Annotated in this window: 17 protein-coding genes; 11 read left to right on the top strand and 6 right to left on the bottom strand. The window is 54.0% G+C overall.

What is annotated here, in order from left to right:
• Positions 1-14: 14 nt before the first annotated feature.
• A complete protein-coding gene (locus ACIKP9_RS10350; protein ID WP_400882327.1) occupies positions 15-2,696 on the bottom strand; it encodes a cation-transporting P-type ATPase in 2,682 nt (893 codons plus the stop codon).
• 309 nt (positions 2,697-3,005) lie between these two features.
• On the opposite strand from ACIKP9_RS10350, the gene thiD reads away from it, so the two are divergent.
• The 7 genes from thiD (at position 3,006) to ACIKP9_RS10315 (ending at position 8,207) form a co-directional block, all read left to right on the top strand.
• Entirely contained in the window at positions 3,006-3,845 is an 840-nt protein-coding gene (thiD, locus tag ACIKP9_RS10345) for a bifunctional hydroxymethylpyrimidine kinase/phosphomethylpyrimidine kinase (protein WP_400882325.1), read from the top strand.
• Positions 3,832-4,461 (top strand): thiamine phosphate synthase, encoded by a 630-nt coding sequence (gene thiE, locus ACIKP9_RS10340; RefSeq protein WP_400882322.1) that lies wholly within the window; start codon positions 3,832-3,834, stop codon positions 4,459-4,461. The genes thiD and thiE overlap by 14 nt, the downstream gene beginning before the upstream one ends.
• Positions 4,462-4,470: 9 nt before the next feature.
• Positions 4,471-5,751 carry a glutamate-1-semialdehyde 2,1-aminomutase gene (gene hemL / locus ACIKP9_RS10335; RefSeq protein ID WP_400882319.1) on the top strand — a complete coding sequence of 427 codons (1,281 nt, stop codon included), beginning with the start codon at positions 4,471-4,473 and terminating at the stop codon, positions 5,749-5,751.
• 13 nt (positions 5,752-5,764) lie between these two features.
• Positions 5,765-6,829 carry a uroporphyrinogen decarboxylase gene (hemE, locus tag ACIKP9_RS10330; protein ID WP_400882316.1) on the top strand — a complete coding sequence of 355 codons (1,065 nt, stop codon included), beginning with the start codon at positions 5,765-5,767 and terminating at the stop codon, positions 6,827-6,829.
• Positions 6,830-6,954: 125 nt separating this feature from the next.
• A complete protein-coding gene (gene lysM / locus ACIKP9_RS10325; RefSeq protein ID WP_400882313.1) occupies positions 6,955-7,431 on the top strand; it encodes a peptidoglycan-binding protein LysM in 477 nt (158 codons plus the stop codon).
• Positions 7,432-7,451: 20 nt separating this feature from the next.
• Positions 7,452-7,703: a hypothetical protein gene (locus tag ACIKP9_RS10320; RefSeq protein ID WP_400882311.1), complete on the top strand. Its 252-nt coding sequence runs from the start codon at positions 7,452-7,454 to the stop codon at positions 7,701-7,703.
• A gap of 213 nt (positions 7,704-7,916) precedes the next feature.
• Positions 7,917-8,207, top strand: a complete 291-nt coding sequence (locus ACIKP9_RS10315; RefSeq protein WP_400882308.1) for a DUF5666 domain-containing protein — start codon at positions 7,917-7,919, stop codon at positions 8,205-8,207.
• On the opposite strand, the gene ACIKP9_RS10310 is transcribed toward ACIKP9_RS10315, so the two are convergent.
• Positions 8,204-9,268 carry a glycosyltransferase family 2 protein gene (locus ACIKP9_RS10310; protein WP_400882305.1) on the bottom strand — a complete coding sequence of 355 codons (1,065 nt, stop codon included), beginning with the start codon at positions 9,266-9,268 and terminating at the stop codon, positions 8,204-8,206. The genes ACIKP9_RS10315 and ACIKP9_RS10310 overlap by 4 nt on opposite strands.
• 3 nt (positions 9,269-9,271) lie before the next feature.
• Entirely contained in the window at positions 9,272-11,482 is a 2,211-nt protein-coding gene (locus ACIKP9_RS10305; protein WP_400882302.1) for a primosomal protein N', read from the bottom strand.
• Positions 11,483-11,589: 107 nt separating this feature from the next.
• Between ACIKP9_RS10305 and argS the strand changes: the two genes are divergently transcribed.
• The 4 genes from argS to ACIKP9_RS10285 all read left to right on the top strand — a co-directional run bounded on the left by argS (position 11,590) and on the right by ACIKP9_RS10285 (position 15,480).
• Positions 11,590-13,248, top strand: coding sequence for an arginine--tRNA ligase (gene argS, locus ACIKP9_RS10300; protein WP_400882299.1), 1,659 nt, complete (start codon positions 11,590-11,592; stop codon positions 13,246-13,248).
• Between the two features lie 112 nt (positions 13,249-13,360).
• Positions 13,361-13,969 (top strand): SPOR domain-containing protein, encoded by a 609-nt coding sequence (locus ACIKP9_RS10295; protein WP_400882296.1) that lies wholly within the window; start codon positions 13,361-13,363, stop codon positions 13,967-13,969.
• A gap of 64 nt (positions 13,970-14,033) precedes the next feature.
• Positions 14,034-14,669: a thiol:disulfide interchange protein DsbA/DsbL gene (locus tag ACIKP9_RS10290; RefSeq protein WP_400882293.1), complete on the top strand. Its 636-nt coding sequence runs from the start codon at positions 14,034-14,036 to the stop codon at positions 14,667-14,669.
• 16 nt (positions 14,670-14,685) lie between these two features.
• Positions 14,686-15,480 (top strand): SDR family oxidoreductase, encoded by a 795-nt coding sequence (locus ACIKP9_RS10285; RefSeq protein WP_400882290.1) that lies wholly within the window; start codon positions 14,686-14,688, stop codon positions 15,478-15,480.
• A 15-nt stretch (positions 15,481-15,495) separates the two neighbouring features.
• Here ACIKP9_RS10285 and ACIKP9_RS10280 read toward each other — a convergent pair whose 3' ends face one another.
• The 3 genes from ACIKP9_RS10280 to ACIKP9_RS10270 form a co-directional block, all read right to left on the bottom strand.
• Complete coding sequence (locus tag ACIKP9_RS10280; protein WP_400882287.1) at positions 15,496-16,905, bottom strand: porin family protein; 1,410 nt, start codon at positions 16,903-16,905, stop codon at positions 15,496-15,498.
• A 116-nt stretch (positions 16,906-17,021) separates the two neighbouring features.
• A complete protein-coding gene (locus ACIKP9_RS10275; RefSeq protein ID WP_400882284.1) occupies positions 17,022-17,792 on the bottom strand; it encodes a transferrin-binding protein-like solute binding protein in 771 nt (256 codons plus the stop codon).
• A gap of 195 nt (positions 17,793-17,987) precedes the next feature.
• Positions 17,988-21,137 carry a TonB-dependent receptor gene (locus ACIKP9_RS10270; protein WP_400882281.1) on the bottom strand — a complete coding sequence of 1,050 codons (3,150 nt, stop codon included), beginning with the start codon at positions 21,135-21,137 and terminating at the stop codon, positions 17,988-17,990.
• Positions 21,138-21,225: the final 88 nt, after the last annotated feature.

Below are 21,225 nucleotides of genomic sequence, written 5' to 3'. Positions count from 1 at the left end.
GGGGATTTCCTTCCTTAAGATTCTGCCAACACATTGGTTTTGCCGCGTTTTCGCATCAGAGTTTTCTCAACTTCCAGCACCAACATGAAGACAATACCGATCAATATGATCACGAGACCATCTTTCCAGTCAATCGGCGCGCTGGCAAACAAGGCATGCAAAGGTGCAGCATAGGTGAACGCCAGCTGCGCCAATATCACAGCGGCCAGTGCAATCAAGAGTATGGGCGTGCCAAGCAAGCCGCGCCAGCTGAACGACTTGGCATTGAGGTAACGCACGTTGAATAGGTAGAATATCTCCAGCACCACCAGAGTATTCACCACCATGGTACGCGCCACTTCCTCACCCAGCTCACGTCGCATGGCATATTCAAAAATGATGAATACGCCGATGGTAAACAGCACTGACACAAAGCCCACGCGCCAGAGCAGGAAAGGAGAGAGCAGGGCGGCATTGCGCGGGCGCGGAGGGCGCTCCATGACATCAGGCTCGGCAGGCTCGAAAGCCAGCACCAAGCCCAATGTCACCGTGAGCACCATATTGATCCACAGAATCTGCGCCGGGATCATCGGTAACGACATGCCCAGCAACAAGGCCACCACCACGGCGAGCGCTTCACCGCCGTTGGTGGGTAAAGTCCAGGCAATCACCTTACGCACATTATCGTAGACCGTGCGCCCAGCATGCACGGCCGAGACAATGGTGGCAAAGTTGTCATCTGCCAGTACCATTTCCGAAGCCTGCTTAGCCGCCTCCGTGCCTTTTTTGCCCATGGCAATGCCTACATCGGCCTGCTTGAGTGATGGCGCATCGTTGACGCCATCACCCGTCATAGCGACCACTTCGCCTTGTTGCTGCAAGGCTTTGACGATGCGCAGCTTGTGCTCAGGCGTGGTACGCGCAAATACACTGGTTTTCGCCAGCACAGCGCTCAACTCTTCATCTGGCACCTTGTCGAGGTCTGCCCCGGTCATAACGCCAGGCTCTTCCGCAAGGTGCAGCTGTTTTGCAATCGCCTGTGCTGTCGCGGCATGATCCCCAGTGATCATTTTCACCTTGACCCCGGCAGAGCGGCAGCTGGCGATTGCATCAAGCACCTCTTCACGCGGCGGATCAATGAAGCCCATGATGCCGAGAAAATCCAGGTCATTCTCGACATCCTTGAACTCAAGCTGCTGCTTGCCATCATCGCAGCGCCGGGCAGCAAAACCGAGCACGCGCTCACCGTGATGGGCCGCCTCGCTAATGCACTCAGCCCAATAGTCGTGATCAGGTTGCTGGCATCGCTCCAACACGCTTTCCGGAGCACCCTTGATGAACATCCAGGTGCCATGCTCCTCATGGCGGTGCAGCGTTGCCATGAACTTGTGCTTGCTATCGAAAGGCACTTCATCAAGCCGCTTCCAGGCATTGCGCTCCTGCTGAATGTCTTGCCCAGCCTTCATCGCCAGTGCCACCAAGGCACCTTCCATAGGGTCGCCCAGCACGTGCCATTGCCCGGATTCTTGCTTCAGCTTGGCATCGTTGCAGAGGAAGCCTGCCAGCACCAGATCTTCCCACCCACGACCAGAGGCACCTTCCTGCGGCTTGATCTCGCCCTCGGGCACATAGCCTGTCCCCTCCACCAAATAATGCGCCTTGCCTGCAACCAAGCGTCTGACTGTCATTTCATTCCGGGTGAGGGTACCGGTTTTATCCGAGCAGATCACTGAAGTCGCGCCCAGCGTTTCCACCGCGGGCAAGCGTCGAATAATGGCGTTGTGCCTCGCCATGCGCTGCACACCAATCGCCAGGGTGATGGTAATCACAGCAGGTAAGCCCTCCGGCACCAAACCCACCGAGATCGCTACCACCACCATAAATCCATCGATCCAGCTATAGTTCTGCACCAGCTTGGCAAACGCCAGCAGGCCAAGGGCCAGGCTGAGGGCAAACCAGGTGAACAGGCGCCCGAAATGATTGATTTGTTGTAACAAGGGTGTTTCCAGGGTTTCCACCTTGGCAATCATGCTGCTGATACGGCCGATTTCCGTTGCGCTACCGGTTTCCACCACCACGGCACGCCCCTGGCCTGCCGCAATGATGGTGCCGGAATACAGCATACAATGTCGATCTCCCAGGTCGGCATTCTCTGCCACCGCATGCTCCTGTTTCTGGCTGGGCACCGATTCGCCAGTAAGAATGGCCTCCTCGCTGGAAAGCTGCCTGGCCTTGAGCAAACGTGCATCAGCCGGCACGCTGTCGCCAGCTTCCAGCACGATCACGTCGCCGGGTACCAGATCGCCCACTTCCAGGGTTTGGCGGTGCCCATCCCGCACCACCGTGACATGGGGCACCATCATATTGCGGATCGCATCCAGCGCCTGCTCAGCCTTGCCTTCCTGGATATAACCGACAATTGCGTTGATCAGCACCACCGCCAGGATCACGGCTGAATCGACAGCATGATCAAGGAAGAAAGCAATCACTGCCGCCGACAACATGAAGTAGATCAAGGCATTATTGAACTGCGACAGGAAACGCATCACGGGATGTTGACGTTTAGGGGGAGGCAACTCGTTCCTGCCATACTCCTGCAAGCGCTTATCCGCTTCCCTACTACTTAGGCCTTCTTGGGTGGACTGCACACGCTCAAGCACTTCGCTGGTCTTGAGTGCATGCCAAAGAACTGCATCATTCTGGCTGGATTGCGGCATGGGCAATGGCCTTTTCAATGGTAGGTGTCTTTTTATTCTAAAAGGCTTTAGCGCCATCATGCAAAACCATTTTTATAAAATGGCTTATTTATCAGAGCACACTACTCGATATACAACTGCCCAAGAAATAAGCGTAGCAAGCGCTCAAGGCAACACCACCCAATAGCACTTTCACGACATCTTGCCTCTCAACACAAGCCTATCCTCTCCTTTCAATGTCGATTAGGCTAAAATGACGTCCTACATGAATATTTATCTGACCAACTCTTTGCCTGGCTCAAGCCCGCTTATCCATTGACAGGACCCGCCATGGAAACAATCAACCTCATGCCACCCTGCGTGCTGACCTTCGCAGCCACTGACCCAAGTAGTGGTGCAGGCTTGCAAGCCGACCTTCTGGCGCTATCCAGCATTGGCTGCCATCCCGTATCTGTTGTCACCGCCATTACCGTACAAGATACGGTGGGCGTGGAAAATGTCGTCTCGCTGGATGCCGAGCTGATCAACGAGCAAGCCCGTACCATCCTTGAAGACATGCAGATTTCTGCCTTCAAGCTGGGCATGTTGGGCAGCGTGGAAAATATTGCCGTGATCGCCGAAATCGTCGCCGATTATCCCGATGTGCCCTTATTGATTGACCCAGTGCTCTCCTCCGGGCGAGGCGATGAATTGGCCAACGAAGCCATGCAGGAGGCCATGATAGACCTGCTGTTCCCACAGGCCACACTGATCACGCCAAATAGCCTGGAAGCCAGGCGACTGGCATTTACCGGCGACTATAGCGATGAGGTTGAGCATGCCTCCATCGATGAAGTCGCAGAGCGCCTGTTGGCACTGGGGCCTGAATATGTACTGATTACCGGCACCCACGAACGTGCGCCGCAAGTCATCAACAATCTTTACGGCTCGCAAAAACTGCTGCGCTCCTACCCTTGCGAGCGCTTGCCTGGTAGCTATCATGGTTCCGGCTGTACGCTGGCATCTGCCATCGCGGCCTGCCTGGCACACGGCTTGGGCATGGAGGAAGCTATCGCAGAGGCGCAGGAATACACTTGGCACTCGCTACGCCATGCCTTCCGCCCTGGCATGGGGCAATATATTCCCGACCGCCTGTTCTGGGCACGCGAAGAGTCTGATGACGAAGAATAGCCCCGTGGCCATCCGCGGGTTGTATGCCATCACCCCGGATGAAACAGATACCGCCCGCCTGCTGGACCTCTGCAAAATGGCACTCGCAGGAGGGGCCACCGTACTGCAATATCGCAACAAGCGCGTATCCGGCGAGCAAGCACGGGAACAAGCCCAAGCCCTGCTGGCAATGTGCCGGGCTTACCGGGTGCCATTAATCATCAATGATGATGTTGAGCTTGCCGCCAAGCTGGATGCCGATGGCGTTCACCTTGGCATAGACGATGGCGACATCACTGCCGCACGCAGCACACTGGGAGCCAGCAAGATCATTGGTGCCTCATGCTACAACAACCTTGGACTTGCCCAGCAGGCAGCCAGGCTGGGGGCTGATTATGTGGCCTTCGGCGCCTGCTTTCCCTCATCCACCAAACCCCACGCACCACGTGCGGATATGACATTGTTCCAGCAGGCGAGAGAACTAGGCGTACCTGTCGTTGCCATCGGCGGGATCACGCTGGACAATGCTGCCAGCGTGGTCAGCGCGGGTGCCGATGCCATTGCGGTGATTGGTGCCTTGTGGAATGCAGCGGATATCAAGGCGCAAGCCAACCAATTCAACCAACTTTTTAGCTAGAGCCAGGCCATGAGTAGAAACCAGCAATTATTCGAGCAATCCCAGACACTGATCCCCGGCGGCGTGAATTCACCAGTACGCGCTTTTGGCTCGGTGGGCGGCACACCGGTGTTCTTCAAGCGCGGCCTAGGCTCCCGCTTGTGGGACGAAGATGGGCAGGAATATATCGATTACGTTGGCTCCTGGGGGCCGATGATCCTGGGGCATGCCCAGACCGATGTGATTGCTGCAGTGCAGGCTACAGCCGCTAACAGCTTGTCTTTCGGCGCACCCACTGCGCTAGAGTTGGACATGGCGCAACTCATCACCCACTTAGTGCCGAGCATGGAACAGGTACGCCTGGTCAGCTCCGGCACCGAAGCCACTATGAGCGCCATTCGCCTGGCACGCGGTTTCACCAGCCGCAGCAAGATCCTCAAGTTCGAGGGTTGCTACCATGGCCATGCCGACTCCTTGCTGGTCAAGGCTGGTTCGGGAGCGCTCACTTTTGGCCAACCCAGCTCTGCGGGCGTTCCTCCTGAACTCGCAGCGCATACATTAACCCTGCCATACAATGATGTTGCAGCGCTGGAACAGTTATTCAGTGAGCTTGGCGAGCAGATTGCCTGCGTCATCCTTGAGCCTGTGGCAGGCAACATGAATCTGGTGAACCCCAGCCCCGCGTTCCTCAATGCACTACGCACCTTATGCACACAATCCGGCACCTTGCTAATTTTCGATGAGGTGATGACCGGTTTCCGCGTTGCCTTGGGTGGTGCACAGCAGCTGTTTGGCATCAAACCCGACCTCACCACGCTAGGCAAGGTGATTGGCGGTGGCCTGCCCGTTGGCGCATTCGGTGGCCGTGCCGATGTCATGGCATTCCTCGCGCCATTAGGGCCGGTCTACCAGGCAGGGACATTGTCTGGCAACCCTGTCGCCGTGGCTGCAGGCCTGGCGACATTACAGCAATTGCAACGCCCAGGTTTCCATGACGAACTGGCCGCCAAGACGCGCCAGCTGACTGATGGCCTGGTGCAGGCAGCGCGTGATGTTGGCGTTACCTTCAGTGCACAAAGCGTGGGCGGCATGTTCGGCCTCTATTTCAGTGAGCACTGCCCCAATAGCTTTGCCGAAGTCATGCAATGCGACAAGGCAGCATTCAACCGCTTCTTCCACGGCATGTTGGAGCAGGGGGTTTACCTGGCTCCATCTGCCTTCGAGGCCGGTTTTGTGTCAATCGCGCACAGCGAAGCCGATATCGACCAGACCATAGCGGCCGCCCGCCAAGTGTTTGCCAGCTTGCGTTAATCAGGAACTATCCATGACCACATTGAAAAACGATGTTTTCCTCCGTGCACTGCAACGCCAGTCCACCCCCTACACACCAGTATGGATGATGCGCCAGGCCGGGCGCTACCTGCCTGAATACCGCGCCACGCGCAAACAGGCGGGTAGTTTTCTTGACCTGTGCAAGAACTCGGATTTGGCGACTGAAGTCACCATGCAACCGCTGGATCGCTACCCGCTGGATGCCGCCATCCTGTTCTCCGACATCCTCACCATTCCCGATGCTATGGGGCTGGGCCTGTATTTCGAGGAGGGCGAGGGACCAAAATTCGAGCGCACCCTGCGCGAAGAGGCTGATATCCGCAAACTGGCAGTTCCCGATATCGGCACTGAGCTCAAGTATGTCACCGATGCCGTCAGCCAGATTCGTCGCACCCTGGATGGACGAGTTCCTCTCATCGGCTTTTCCGGTAGCCCCTGGACGCTGGCAACCTACATGGTGGAGGGCCGCGGCGGTACGGATTTCCTCACCATCAAGCAAATGGCCTATGCACGGCCAGAACTCTTGCACCATATCCTCAGCATCACTGCACAGACGGTGACGCAATATCTCAATGCCCAGATTGCTGCTGGCGCACAAGCGGTCATGATCTTTGACTCATGGGGCGGGGCGCTTTCTCATCACGCTTATGAAGAATTCTCGCTGCAATACATGAAGCAGATCGTCAGCGGACTCACCAAGGAAAACGATGGCCGCACCGTGCCCAGCATTGTCTTCACCAAGGGTGGTGGATTATGGCTCGAAGCCCAGACCGAGACTGGGGCTGACGCGCTGGGGCTGGATTGGACAGTGTCGCTAGGCGAGGCACGCAAGCGCGTTGGCCACAAAGTAGCGCTGCAAGGCAATATGGACCCTGCCATCCTGCTTTCCACGCCCGAAGCCGTGGAAAAAGAAGTCGCGCGCATCCTCGCCAATTACGGCATAGGCAATGGCCATGTGTTCAACCTTGGCCACGGTATCACGCAATTCACACCGCCCGAAAATGCCGAGGCGATGATCAAGGCCGTGCACGCCATCAGCCGCAATTACCATCTCTGATGCCGACTTCACCGCGATTGACAAAAAATGACAATCGCGGCCGCCAGCGCCCTTCAGATGAGAGTAAGATGAACTATTACCGCGTTGCGTTTGTCACGACTTCATAACAACAAGGAGATAAGCAAATGGGTTTGATTTCATTCATCAAAGACGCTGGCGAGAAACTGTTTGGCACGCACCCGGCTGTTGAAGCAAAAGCCGAGAATCCGGTCACCTCTGCGAATGCCACTGCCAGTCAAGCCATTCTCAACTACATCCACAAAATGGAATTGGATGCAGAAGGCCTGCAAGTGGATTTTGACGGCGCCACAGGTAAAGTCACCGTCGGCGGCACCGCAGCTACCCAGGAAATCAAGGAAAAAATTCTCCTCTGCTGCGGCAACATCAATGGTGTCAGTGAGGTTGTGGACAACCTCAAGGTCACAGCCGCAGAAACCGCCCCGGTATTTTACACAGTAGTGCGTGGCGACACCTTGTCCAAGATCGCCAAGGAACATTATGGCAACGCTAATGCCTACATGAAGATTTTTGAAGCGAATAAGCCCATGCTCAACCATCCGGACAAAATCTATCCGGGCCAGACCTTACGTATCCCCCAATAACCTCAATCAGGAGACCCAGAATGACATTACGATCAACATCCATCCTTGCTATTTTCCTTGCCGGCTTGGTGCTGGGAGGCTGTAGCAACAAGGAAGAAGAGAACGTTGAAGCTGCCGCTGCACAAGCCGTAGAACAAGCACATGAGCACGCAGAACATGCGGTAGATAAGGCAGAAGAAGCCGTTGACGAAGCCAAGGATGCTGCGGAAGATGCTATCGAAAAGGCACGTGAAGCCGCTGCCGAGCATCAGGAAGAACATAAGTCCGAGTAACAAGCCTCCATCCCCGGGCCAAGCCCGGGGATCTTCCTGTCACTCCCAAATACTGCTGCACCGCCCCCTATACCAACCTCCCTCCTATGTTTACCAGCAAGCCAGCCTGCCGGTAGTACTCCTACACCGAGATCAGCCTGATACCGATACGGTGCTTCAATCTCCATAGTTATGCTGTGTTCATGCAAGCTCAACCATTGGAAAGGATGCATCATGAAGCTCTCCCATCTATTCAGTACCATCTCCCTGCTGACTGTTAGCACATTGTTGGTTAGCACCCCAGCCCTCGCAGATAAAGAATTCGTCGGACGTATTGATGCGCGCCCAGCTGGCAACCTAGGTATCTGGACGATCAGCGGTCAACAGGTGGAAGTCACCGAAAAAACAGACATTGAGCCGGAACAAGGCCCATTGGTCGTAGGCGCTTGTGTCGAGGTAGAGCATGACAAGGGTGTCGCTTCCGAAATCGGAACCATCAAGCCTGAAAAATGCGGCAAAAATTAAATACTGCGTTGCCGCAGCAGCTCACGTTCAAGATTGGCAAAGTATTCAGCTTGGTCCGTCTGTCCCAAGCTCAGGTGAAAAGCATGCAGGTTCTTGGCCGCCAGGAAGCTTCCCCTACCGATTACTGTGCTGTTGAGGGTGGGGTTATCGCCGATTTCCAGGCATCTTTCCCAGCTTGAGGCAATCATGGGCAACAAGACTTCTGCTTGTGCTGGGTCAGCAATGGCCCAGTCAAGCAAAACGTCGCCAATCGCAAAAAAGAAATCGGGAGAATGCTGCCAATACGGCATCTCTGCTTCTGCCAAATGAAGCGCCCGCTCGAATTTGCCTGCTTTTTTCAGACTGAACAAACTGCGCACGACCAGATCGTGACGCCAGTTCGCCTCTGCCTCCGTATGCAGCAAAGCCTTTTCGTAACATGTTACCGCCTCAGCAAAGCGTGCATAAATTTCCAGCTCCTTGCCTAGTTGGTAATTGAAATAGGCATCCTCCGGGTTACGCGCCAACTCCATACGCAACAACACCTCGTTGCGACCTTGCTTAACTGCTTTATGCTGCTCCAGATAACCATCATGCCCCACGACTAGGGCCAATTGCCGCCTAGACATGCCAGGAGACACTGGCTGTTCATGAATGCGTCCGACATAGCGCACATGCTGGGGCAAGATACGAGAAAGCCAAGTCTTGGAAACTTGGCGTTGGCCCTCTACCTCCGCCTCATCATCCAGACGCAATACCCCAATAAACTCTTCATTGACATGCCGCAAAGCAGCCAGTGTTTCGCCGCCTGAAATAATCCACTCATCAGCATCCAGCACCAAGTTCCAATCGGCGGAGGAAAGTGCCAGCGCTGCATTCCTCGCAGCAGAGAAATCATCACACCAAGTAAAAACATGCACTTTGGCACCTAGCGACTCGGCAATGCTGACCGTGTCATCATCAGAACCCGTATCCAGCACGATCATCTCGTCCACCCAGGGCCGGACGCTTTGCAGGCAGCGCGCTATCGAACGGGCCTCATTGCGGACTATCATCACCAGAGCAATGCGCTTGCTGGGCATCAGCTAAAACTCCTGTGGATCGACATCTACCGCCCAGCGTATCTTGTTGCTGAGCGGGTGCGCACGCAATTGCGGTGTCAATTGCCTGAGAACGATTTGAAGCGCCTGTCGTGTCGTCGCCTGGAACAGCAACTGCCCGCGCTCCATGCCTTTCAGCCGTTCCATTTGCGGGCGTATCGGGTCATAGACCAAGGCATCGGTCGCCATTGCGCGGGTAGTATCGGCAGCAAACTGCAAAAAGCGCTGCACAGGGCCGTATTCATTGGCCTCTGCCTTGATCAAGGCCAGAAACTCATAGGGTGGAAACTGGGCGATCTCGCGCTCCTGCAACAGGCCAGCCGCATAGGTGCCATATTCCTGGCTACGCAAGGCATTGAATAACTGATGCTCGGGGAAAGTCGTCTGGATCAACACCTCACCGGGCTTATCTGCACGGCCCGCGCGACCTGCCACTTGCATGAGCTGGGCAAACAGGCGCTCTGCCGCACGAAAATCGGGGCTGAAAAGGGCACTGTCAGTATCCAGCACACCGACCAAGGTGAGATTAGGAAAATCATGGCCTTTGGCCAGCATTTGCGTCCCGACCAGGATATCCACCTCCCCAGCGTGTACTGCAGAGAGCATCTCGCTCAGGGCGTGCTTGCGGCGCGTGCTATCACGATCTACCCGCAAGATGCGCGCCTCTGGCAACAGCTTGGCCAGCGTTTCTTCCAGCCGTTGCGTACCATGCCCGGTAGGGTGCAGGTCCGCATTGCCACAGCTCGGGCACTGGCGCACGATCTTTTGTTCGTGTCCGCAGTGGTGGCAACGCAAAAAGCCCTGGCGCAAGTGCACGACCAGGCGGCTGCTACAGCGCATGCAAGGCGCAATCCAGTGACAGGCATTACATAGCAATACAGGCGCATAACCGCGACGGTTGATGAACAGCAGGCTCTGCTCTCCACGCTGCAGACGTGTTTTCAGGGCCTTGATGAGTGGAGGGGACAGCCCCTCCTGCATCTGCACCCGGCTGACATCCACACAATTCACCTGGGGCAATTGTGACTGGCTAACAGCGCGTTGCTGCATGCTGAGCAGGCCATAGCGGCCACTCTGGGCGTTATGCCAGGTTTCCAGCGCTGGAGTAGCAGAACCCAGCACAATAGGGATATTGCGGCGCTGCGCTCGCACCAAGGCCACATCGCGCGCATGGTAGCGCATGCTGTCCTGCTGCTTGTAGGAAGTATCATGCTCTTCGTCCACGATCATGAACTTGAGGCGGGGCAAAGGCGTAAACACCGACAAGCGCGTGCCGATGACAATGCGTGCCACTCCAGTTTGCGCCAACCGCCAATTTTGCAAGCGCTCACTCTCACCAAGATTGCTATGCAACGTGACTAACGGGTATTGCGGCAAACGGGTACGGAAGCGTGCCTCCAGCTGAGGCGTGAGGTTGATTTCAGGCACCAACACCAAGGCCTGATCCTGATTACCCTCCAGCACCGCCTGCAACAGGCGAATATAAACCTCGGTCTTGCCACTGCCGGTAATGCCGTGCAGCAGCCATGGCTTAAAACGCTCCCGCTGCTGCAAAATGCTCTGCACCGCATGGGCTTGTTCGTCGTTCAACTCCGGCTGCACATTGGAGGCGTGCAGTGTCGCGCTCAAGCCAGCATAGATTTGCTCCTCGTCTATCCACCCCTGCTCACGCAGTGCCAGCAGGCCCTTGCGCCAGCTCGGGCTCAATTCGGATAGCTCGGCCTCGCTCAGGCGACCACGCTCACGTAAAGCAGTAAAAATACGCCGCTGCACCATTTGCCGGGCGGGAATGGCTTCAATGTCAGCCGATTGACCTGCCTCATTCAGCCAATAGCAGAACTGCTGCCGAGCTTGGGCAGGCTCGGTTTGACGCAAACGGGCAGGCAGGGCAGAAAGCAGGGCCTGTCCGTAAGGGTATTGGTAGTAATCTGCGCAGAATTTCAGCAGCGAGAAAAACTCGCTATCAAGCACAGGCTCATGGTCGAAATGCTGGAGAATGGATTTGAGCTTGGCCGGGGCAATCTCGCTATTGTCGGCAATATCCACCACGACCCCGACTTGCTTGCGTGGGCCAAACGGCACAACCACGCGCTGCCCCACCTGCACCGGCACATCGCTGCGGTAATCAAAAACACCATCAAGCGGAACATCCAGTGCGACCTTGAGGATAGTGGCATGCTGAGCGCTTTCGGTCATGCGCCCCCCATCATCTGCCATCTATATGACGAAGTTCGACAATTGCATATCAGTGCAAGCTTGCAGTAGGTTAAAATAGTGCTTTTATTCACGTTTCGTCGCTCGCCTTGAAAGCACATCTTACCGAATTACTACAGGTCGCCGCAAACAGCCTCAATGCTGATGCAGACCTTGTCGCCATCCAGCTAGAACGTCCCAAGAATGCTCAGCATGGGGATTTTTCCACCAACCTGGCCATGATATTGGCCAAACCCCTGCGCCAGAATCCACGCGCCATTGCTGAAGCGCTGATCCAGGCACTGCCTGCTTCGGAATATATCGCCAAAGTTGAAATTGCCGGGGCTGGCTTCATCAATTTCACCCTAAGCCCAGCCGCCAAGCAGGCCGTGGTGCGCGACATCCAGCGGGAAGGTGCGCAATTCGGACACAATCAAGTTGGCCAGGGCCGCAAGATACAAGTGGAATTCGTCTCTGCCAACCCCACCGGCCCATTGCACGTTGGCCATGGCCGTGGCGCGGCAGTGGGAGATTGTCTTGCCCGCCTATTGGCTGCCAATGGCTGGGCCGTCACACGCGAGTTCTACTATAACGATGCCGGTGCGCAGATTGATAACCTGACCGTTTCCGTACAATCTCATTGCAAGGGCATCACGCCCGAGCATGCTGCATGGCCGGAAGCAGGCTATCGCGGCCATTACATTGCCGATGTCGCTGCTGCCTATATGGCAAAAGAAACCGTTACGGCGGATGACCAAGTAGTGACGGGCATAGGCGATGCCGATAATGCCGAGGCGATCCGCCAGTTTGCCGTGGCCTATCTGCGCCACGAGCAGGACTTGGACCTCAAGGCCTTCCAGATCAACTTCGACGTATTCTCGCTCGAATCGGCGCTTTACAGCGATGGCAAGGTGGAAAGCACCGTAGCCAACCTGATCAAGAGTGGCCACACCTACGAGCAAGACGATGCCCTCTGGCTGCGCACTACCGATTTTGGCGACGACAAGGACCGTGTCATGCGCAAGCGTGAAGGCGGCTACACTTATTTCGTGCCTGATGTCGCTTATCACCTGGACAAATGGCAGCGTGGCTTTGAGCGCGTTATCAACGAACAGGGTGCAGACCACCACAGCACCATCACCCGTGTGCGCGCTGGCTTGCAGGCGTTGAATGTCGGCATTCCACAAGGCTGGCCGGAATACGTATTGCACCAGATGGTCACGGTGATGCGCGGCGGTGAAGAAGTCAAAATCTCCAAGCGTGCAGGTAGCTACGTCACCTTGCGCGACCTGATCGAGGAAGTGGGCTGTGATGCCACACGTTATTTCCTCGCCGCACGCCGTGCCGATTCGCAATTAGTGTTCGACATCGACCTTGCCCGTGCACAAAGCAACGACAACCCGGTGTATTACATCCAGTATGCCCATGCCCGCATTTGCAGCGTGCTGAACGAATGGGGCGGCGATATTGCCAGCTTGTCACAAGCCAAACTGACTGCGCTGGATACCGAGCATGAAGCAACACTCATGCAACGCCTGGGCGAATTCCCCGAGCTACTCACCAATGCCGCACAAGAGCTGGCTCCACATATGGTCGCTACCTATCTCAAGGACTTGGCGGGCGATTTGCACAGCTATTACAACGCCCACAAGTTCCTGGTTGACGATGCTGACCTGACCACCGCACGTATGGCCCTGATCAGCGCCACTCGCCAGGTATTGCGTAATGGCCTGGCACTGCTGGGCGTAGGTGCGCCAGAGAAGATGTAAATTTGTAAGATAGAATATGATGGTTGACGGGGAACCATCGCCACCCAAGTCGCTAGGCAGGCCTCCAAGCAAGGCCCGCCAGGACATGAATGAATGAGGAAGAGGAAATATCGTGAGTCGAGATTACAAGCCTGCACAGCGCAAATCGAGCTCCAGCAGCAGTAGCAAGGGCAGCCCATTTTTTACCGGCTTGCTGGTGGGCCTGCTATTAGGCGTCGGCATTTCTGTGGGCGTTGCTATCGTTGTCATGAAGAGCGATAGCCCATTTGCCGACAAGGCTGGCAAAACCAAGCTGGAACCTGATGAAATTGCACTGCCCAAGGCAGAAACCAAGCCAGCAGAAGCCAACAAGGCTCCAGCTGGCAGCGAAAAACCACGTTTCGACTTCTATACCATCTTACCCGGTAGCGAAAGCCAGGTAACGGAGCAGGAAATCAAGCAGAAGGAAGCCGACCCGGCCCCGGCACAAACCCAGGAGAGCTACTTCCTCCAGGTAGGCGCATTCCAGACCGAACAGGAAGCCGACAACATGAAGGCCAAGCTGGCCTTGCTGGGCCTGGAAGCCATCGTGCAGACCGCCACCATTCCCGACAAGGGCGTATGGCACCGTGTACGCGTTGGCCCATTTGCCGACCTGAACCAAATCAACAATGCCAAGTCTGATCTGGCGCAGAACGGTTTCAAGGCAGATTTGATCAAGGTGAACTCACCTGGGCAATAAGCCAGTGTCATCCCAACCAGATTTCTCTACGTTAACTCTATCAATTCGATTGTAAGGACAAGATATGAAAAAGCTGCTCGCTGCCTTGATGTTGCTGGTCTCTGCAACTGCCATGGCAGAACCGCAACTGGGTAATGACTTCAACCAGACAGCAAAAACCATCAAGACTGATAACCCAGCCAAGATCGAAGTGCTGGAAATCTTCTGGTATGGCTGCCCGCATTGCTACCATTTGGAGTCAAGCCTGGCTACCTGGGTCAAGAAGCTGCCGCAAGATGTCTACTTCAAGCGCGTACCCGGTGTCCCGCGTCCTGACTGGGCGCCTGCTGGCAAGGCATTCTATGCCCTTGAAGCACTCAATCTCACCGATAAGCTGCACACTCAATTGTTCGATGCTATCCACAAGGCTCGCAACGTCAACCCAGCGTCCGAAGCACAGTTGATTGACTGGATCACCAAGCAGGGCGGCCAGGATCGCACAAAAGTGGAAGAAGCTTTCAAATCCTTCTCCACCAACAACAATATTGTGCGCGCCATGAATGTGTTCCGCGACTCCGGCGCCACAGGCGTGCCAGCATTGGTGATTGATGGTCGTTACATTACTTCCAGCTCAATGGCGGGGGGCAACCAGAACGTGCTGCAAGTGGCTGACTACCTGATTGAGAACGTGCGCAAGGAAAAGAGCGGCGGCGCCAAGTAATACCCGCTACTCGCCCATGACACACACATCCACACCCGCTGCCAGTCAGCGGGTTTTTATTACCGGTGCTTCCAGTGGCATTGGCCTGGCATTGGCACGACACTACCTCAAGCAAGGTGCCATCGTCGGTGTCACAGCACGCCGCCTAGCACTGCTTGACGACCTGGCGCACGAATTCCCAAGCGGGCAATGCCACATTTACCAGGCTGATGTACGTGATGCCCAGGCCATGCAGGCCACTGCACAAACCTTCATCGCCAAGGCTGGCGTGCCCGATATCGTCATTGCCAACGCAGGCGTGAGTTGCGGCACCCTCACTGCTGAAGTGGAGGATATTGAGGCTTTCCATACCGTGTTCGAGATCAACGTCTTTGGCATGGTGCATACCTTCCAGCCCTTCATTGCCGCCATGCAGGCGGCAAACAAACATGGGCAACTCGTTGGCATTGCCAGTGTCGCGGGTATACGTGGATTGCCTGGTGCCGGAGCCTACAGCGCCTCGAAATCTGCTGCTATCACCTATCTCGAAAGCCTGCGTACCGAGATGCAACACTTTGGCATTGCCGTCACCACCATCGCCCCTGGCTATATCCGCACCCCGATGACTGACGTCAATGGTTACCGCATGCCTTTCCTCATGGAAGTGGACATCGCCGCAGCAAAGTTCGCCGCTGCCATCGCCAAGCGCCAGCGCTTTGTCATCATCCCTTGGCAAATGGGCTGGATAGCGCGCATCCTACGCATTATCCCGCGCTGGCTATGGGATAGGCTCACACGCAATGCGCCGCATAAGCCCAGGATAGATATTTAATAAAACGCATACAACTCAGAATGACTTCTCCATCCTGATCCCTGCCTGGGTCCTGCGATAAGAGAAAAATAGCGGTAGCGTACTTTCAGTGTCGTAGTGCTGTACATACAGCGAAGGCTTGATACCTTGCACCTGCAAGCTGGGGAAACCCACTGCAAGACTATAGAAATCCTCGGTATCCTTTCTTAATCCTCCAAAAATCGGATTGTATTCGTCATATTTCCGCCAGCGCCTGGACGCGGACATGGTCACGTCCAACCATGAATTGAAAGTATGAAATATACCGACGCGCACACCGGAACGATGAAAACTGGCAATTGGATAATCCAGCTTGCGGCGAATGTAATCCACACCGCCAAAAAGCAATGTTTTATTGGAAAGCGCATATAGCTGATTCAACGTCACAAGATATTGCTGAGCATCATTGTCTTTTTCTTCATCCCTGACATATTGGATATCCTGCCAGTTAATCGTCAGGGTATTCTGCCAATTGGGAGTCACTTGGCTACGTACCTCTGCAATCAGGCCACCCGCTGTGTAGAGCCTACGATTGCTCTGCCAGTAAGTTTCAAAAGTTGGTGCCAGAAACCAACGGTGATTAGGTGTACGGTAAGCATAGCCAAGCGCCATGTTCAATATCCCGATGTTATAGAGATTATCCTGCGTATAGTCTGATCCATAGACCAGCGAACGGAACATCAACCCATGGCGACCTTTCCAAGGCGTGAACTTCTCTGCGGTCAACGTATAGTTCACCCCGTGGCTCGGCAACGCCGAGGGTGCAGACCACCGGGCCACGCATAGATCATTGCCGATTGAAAGCAGGCAAAGCGACGCGTCGGAAGTCAGGTTGATGTTGTCGTCCTTGAAATAATCCAAGCTCGCATAGAATTTCCACTCATTGCGCTTTTCCAATGCGTCCAGATATAAATTGATATTGCTTTGCACTGCTACAGGCAAGTCGGGCGTCAATACTGAAAGAAAAATCTGTCTAGCCTCTTTATCCTCACCATATTTAAACAAGGCTCGCGCATAATCCATTTTCCCTCGCGTGAATTGCGGCAGGTAGGACAAGACTCGCTCATATTTCTCCAAGGCTAGAGGTAAGTTACCTTGGGCTTCTGCCAAATTTGCTTCAGCATAAGCCACCAAGCTAGGATCACGCTGTGGAGAAACCAGATAATGCCCCAATAATTGCTTCACGCGGGGCCAATTCTGCTGATTGATCTGAACGAAAATTTCCTGCGCCAATGTCGCAGTGCTGTTCTGATCCTCTCCCAAAGCCATGACAGGCTCAGCCTGAATCTGTTCCTCCAACGTCGGCTGGCTGCGGCTGTTATCAAGCCGGTCTCGTGCTTGGTCAATCAACTGCCACTGGTTAGAAGTATTATCGAGGAAATCGTTGGCCCATGTCAGGGGTGACAAGCACAGGCCAATCAGAAGGGGGAAAAGAGCTTTCAAAAGTCCACCTGGTCAGCTACAAGATACATAACAAAAAAGTACAAGCCCGCAGGCTTGTACTTTCATGGCTAAGAACTCAATTAACGGGTGCCAGCAAAGCCAACGCTCTTGCTTGGATCAGCCAAATGATCAGCCACTCCACCCAACGCCTCTGCATTGGCACCATAGAATAGGCCTCGGACATCATAAGCTCCAGTATTGGCAGAGCCTGAGAAACCTGCCGTTGCTACAGCACCAGCACCGCTAATGCTGATGTTGGTACCGCTATCCAGGGTAATAGTATTGCTTGCGCTGGCAATACCTCCAGTCACGGTACCGCCTGTGCCGGCAGCATTGAAATTGGCAGTCAAAGTACCGGTATAGAATTCATTACCCTGACCAACACCGTTAGTGGTGTAACTGTAGGAATTACCCTTGACTGTATCTAGGCTACGGGTGACGTTGTCGCCGACTACATAGGCAACATAAGCCGTGGTAGGAGGGGTAGAGGCATCAGGGCCAGCCCACACACCGTAATAGACCTGATTACTGTCGCTGCCAGTCACCCTACCTAGCGCCCACACACCCATAGCACTATGGGCCGAACCACCAATGGTAGCGATGCCATTGCCGTCTACCGAAGTACGCAATGTGTCATACAGCACCTGGGCATTGATGCGAGTGCCTCCACCAACGGTATGTACACCGACGCCCGGCTGATTTGCCGCACCATGGGTGGGGCCGGTATATGCCGATGGCCCAACATTCACCAAGGAATCATCTGTTGAAAGCCCAACCACATTTTCACCAGCAGCAAAGCTGGTACCGTAAACTGCCAACAAAACCAATGAAGCTAAAGACAACTTTTTCATCGTATTTCCTTTCCTAGTTTTATATGGATAGATGCCTTTTCAAGTCAGGCTTAATATTGACTACAAATAACATCAATAATGATTTTTATTATTATTTATTGTTATTAAAAATTGGCGATCACTTCGTCTCATAAAGCCAACTCCGTCATCGCCAATACAGTTGTGCCAATCAATACTCCAGCACATCCAGCTCAATTACATATCAATCCGCAATCCCAAACGTAGTGTACGGCCCGGCGCTGGCATCCAGCTTCGTGCTAGCGGATCGACGTAATAGCGGTCCGTTAGATTCATTGCCGAGAATTCCAACAGGGTGTTCTTGGTGATCTGGTAATTGGCATAAGCATCCACCACGGTGGTGGAGCCCCAATTCACCGGCATACCCACCATATTCATGGTCAACTTGGTATATTTGGCTTCGCGATCATAAGTCGTGAAATACGTCACCCGACTACCAAGCTCCAGCTTGTTATCAAAGAACCGGCTGCCTAGCAGTAAGTTGAGGGAGTATTCCGGCTGCTTGGTATTGAGCAATCCCCCATGAGGAAATCCGTAGTTCACGCACTCGGGAATCTCCCCAGGAAAGTTTGAGTACATCGTCGCTTCATTCTTGTCGCAGACCTTGTTTTTGAGATTGCGCGTAGCGCTAAAGTCGGCAAACAAGCGCCCATTATCAAGACGGCTCTGGAACTCCACGCCACGAATGATTTGCCGGTCAAGATTAGCGGAGGTAAACAATCCTCCTACCGCAACGGTATCAATAATGTTTCTAGTGTTCTGGTCAAAATAGACAAGCTTGGCATCAGCCACCGTACCTGGGCGGAAGAAGCGGCTGAAATCATGACTCAGCCCCAGTTCGATATTGCGCGACTTTTCCGGCTGCAGTGGATCGAAACCGAAATAATCCCGGCTATAAAGCAAGGCGATATAACCACCATATGAGCCCTCTGCCATCGACGGCATGCGGATATCCTGCGCATAGCGCAGATAAAGGCGGGAATTGAAGCCTTTGAATGTCAAGCCAAAGGAAGGCACCCAATCATCATCTTTGACCCTGCTCGGCGCAGCACGATGGGCATTGAGCAACTTCAAGCTAGAGCCACTCAATGCCTTCATGGTAGATAGATCCAGATCATCCAGCGTGATTACGCCTGCACCAAAAGTAGTATCAAGCTTTTGCTGTAAATCAGACAGGCCATCGCCAGTGAGCTTTCCATCACTATCCAGCAATACATAAGTATTTAAATAATTGCCAGTTCTAAATACACGATTGAGATAAACATTGAGATATTCAGCTTCTACATTCTGAGAAGAAGAGAAGCTCCATGCTGTATTTAACGCACGTCTCAAGCGCGCACGATGTTCAGCTTTGACAGACACCTGAAACGGGATAGCAATGAGAGGCTGCTGCCTGTTTGCAGCTGCATCTGCATTTTTCGCCAAATATTCCAGCCAGCCCTTGTCTTTCATCGAGAATGCGCGACGTTTGGCTCCGGCATCAATTTCTACCCATTTGGTTGGTTGCCAGTTGAGATTGAAATAAATGTCGTTTTCATGGCGTTGACCCGCACGGGCATTGCCACTCCAACGACCACTCGCCATGAGAGTTTCATACTGATAGTTACCTCCAACTAACAGGCTTAAAGTATCGTGCAACTGGAATTTATTGCTCAAAGAGAAGCCAGTACGATCATTCTGGACATCCAGCTTATTGGTCTGGGCTGTAACATATGTTTGATAGCGTATGATTTCAACCAACCCATTCAATACGCCACGCCCAGTGAAATCCGTGGAGTCTGTCTCGGTTTTCCATAGCTTGGCCTGCAAATCCACCCACGGATTAGACTCGGGCTTCCAGGTGTAATCCAGGTTATATGCCTTTTGTTTTGACTCGCCCTCCGGCCACTGAAACACTTGGCCCTCGACCATTTGTTCAGTTGTGATACCTTTAATCGCCGCAGGAGAAATCCCCCCTGTGTGCATCTGGGTAGTCCGTATACCCAAGCCCAACAGCATATCGTCATTGATATGCCACTCTCCCTTGGCCAGCAATGATTCCGCTTCACTGCTGGTATTAGTGACTTCCTTGCCTGGCCGATAGAATTCCGCTACGGCAGCATTCGATGAATATGTCTGCGGCAGGCTATCACTGTACATCGTGGCATTTTGATATTTTTCCGCACCATGCCGCCCCGCGAAATAATTGCCACGCTTGCGATAGCTATAAGCCGCCAGGGCACTGAAATGTTCGTTCTGCCAGGCTACGGCTGCCATGGCAGAACCAGATTTAGAATTGAAAATGGTAGGATTGTCGCGTGGATCAACGCTAGTGGGGTATAGGCGGGTAAGCTCCTGCTCTTTTTGCGTGACTTCCAACCCATTATTCACTTGGTAAATCTGGCCTTCAGGCACGGTATCGGGGAAGCGCGGGCTAGTAGTATTGGTTTCCCCATCCATGCGTAGACGCACACCAAAGCGCTCTCCAGGCTTGAGGATATCTGATGCACTGATAGTACGCAGAGCGATACCGCCGCCACTGGACGTCTGCACATTCCGGTCAATCGCCGCCCCCTTGACTACCGTGCCACCAGCAATCAAGTTAGGGTCGATATAGTTGGCGTTATTCGCACCAACATAAAAACCTTTATTGCGAGTGATGGCCTGCTCGGTGCCGTCTATGGTCAAGGGAATGCGGCCCTGACCTTGTATACCACGGATATTGGGGTCAAGCACATCCCCGTTGCGCGCATCGCCACTATAGACGCCCACTTGCCCGCGAAAAATGTCAGCGACGTTGCTACCCTTGAATTTATTAAAGTTGGTGTCGTCCATATAGATGGTGGACACGGATTGCCGATAGACCGCTCGCTTTTGCTCTTCATCAGGACGCAACGCAGTGACTTCAACCTCTTGCAACTGGACAGCTGAGGCAGGGTTGGCCAGATTACCACTGGCTGGCACCGAGGGGCTAAGGCGGTATAAGGTATACCCATCCTCGCCCTTGGGCATCAAGCCCAGGCCGCTATTTCGAAGTATTTGCTCCAGCCCCTGTCGCGGCGAATAGTTACCTTGCAGGCCGGGACTTTGCTTGTCAGCAACCAACGAGGGCTCAAAGGACAGGGCAATCTTGTTGCTAACACTATAGGAGGTCAGAACATCATGTAACGATCCTGCCGGGATATTGTATTGCCTGATTTCCCCCGCCAAGTCCATTGCGATGGCCGGGGGCGTGACAATCATGCCAACAGCCATGCTAGCCAGCACAAAAGCCATTGTGCTATGAATCAATTGATGCCGCACTACTTGGCGCGGCTTGCTATCGCCTCGGCTGGACGATTTACCCATTTTAATTTCCTTGTTTCCTGTTCAGTTGCAAAAAATTTGCTTACTTCAATAAGACGAACTGGAAATCAAAATGGATCACAATGAGAAT

The sequence above is a fragment of the Methylobacillus methanolivorans genome, from assembly GCF_044751345.1.
Taxonomy (GTDB): Bacteria; Pseudomonadota; Gammaproteobacteria; order Burkholderiales; family Methylophilaceae; genus Methylobacillus; species Methylobacillus methanolivorans.
Note: the sequence above shows the minus strand (reverse complement) of the source record. Positions and strands in the feature narration are given on the sequence as shown.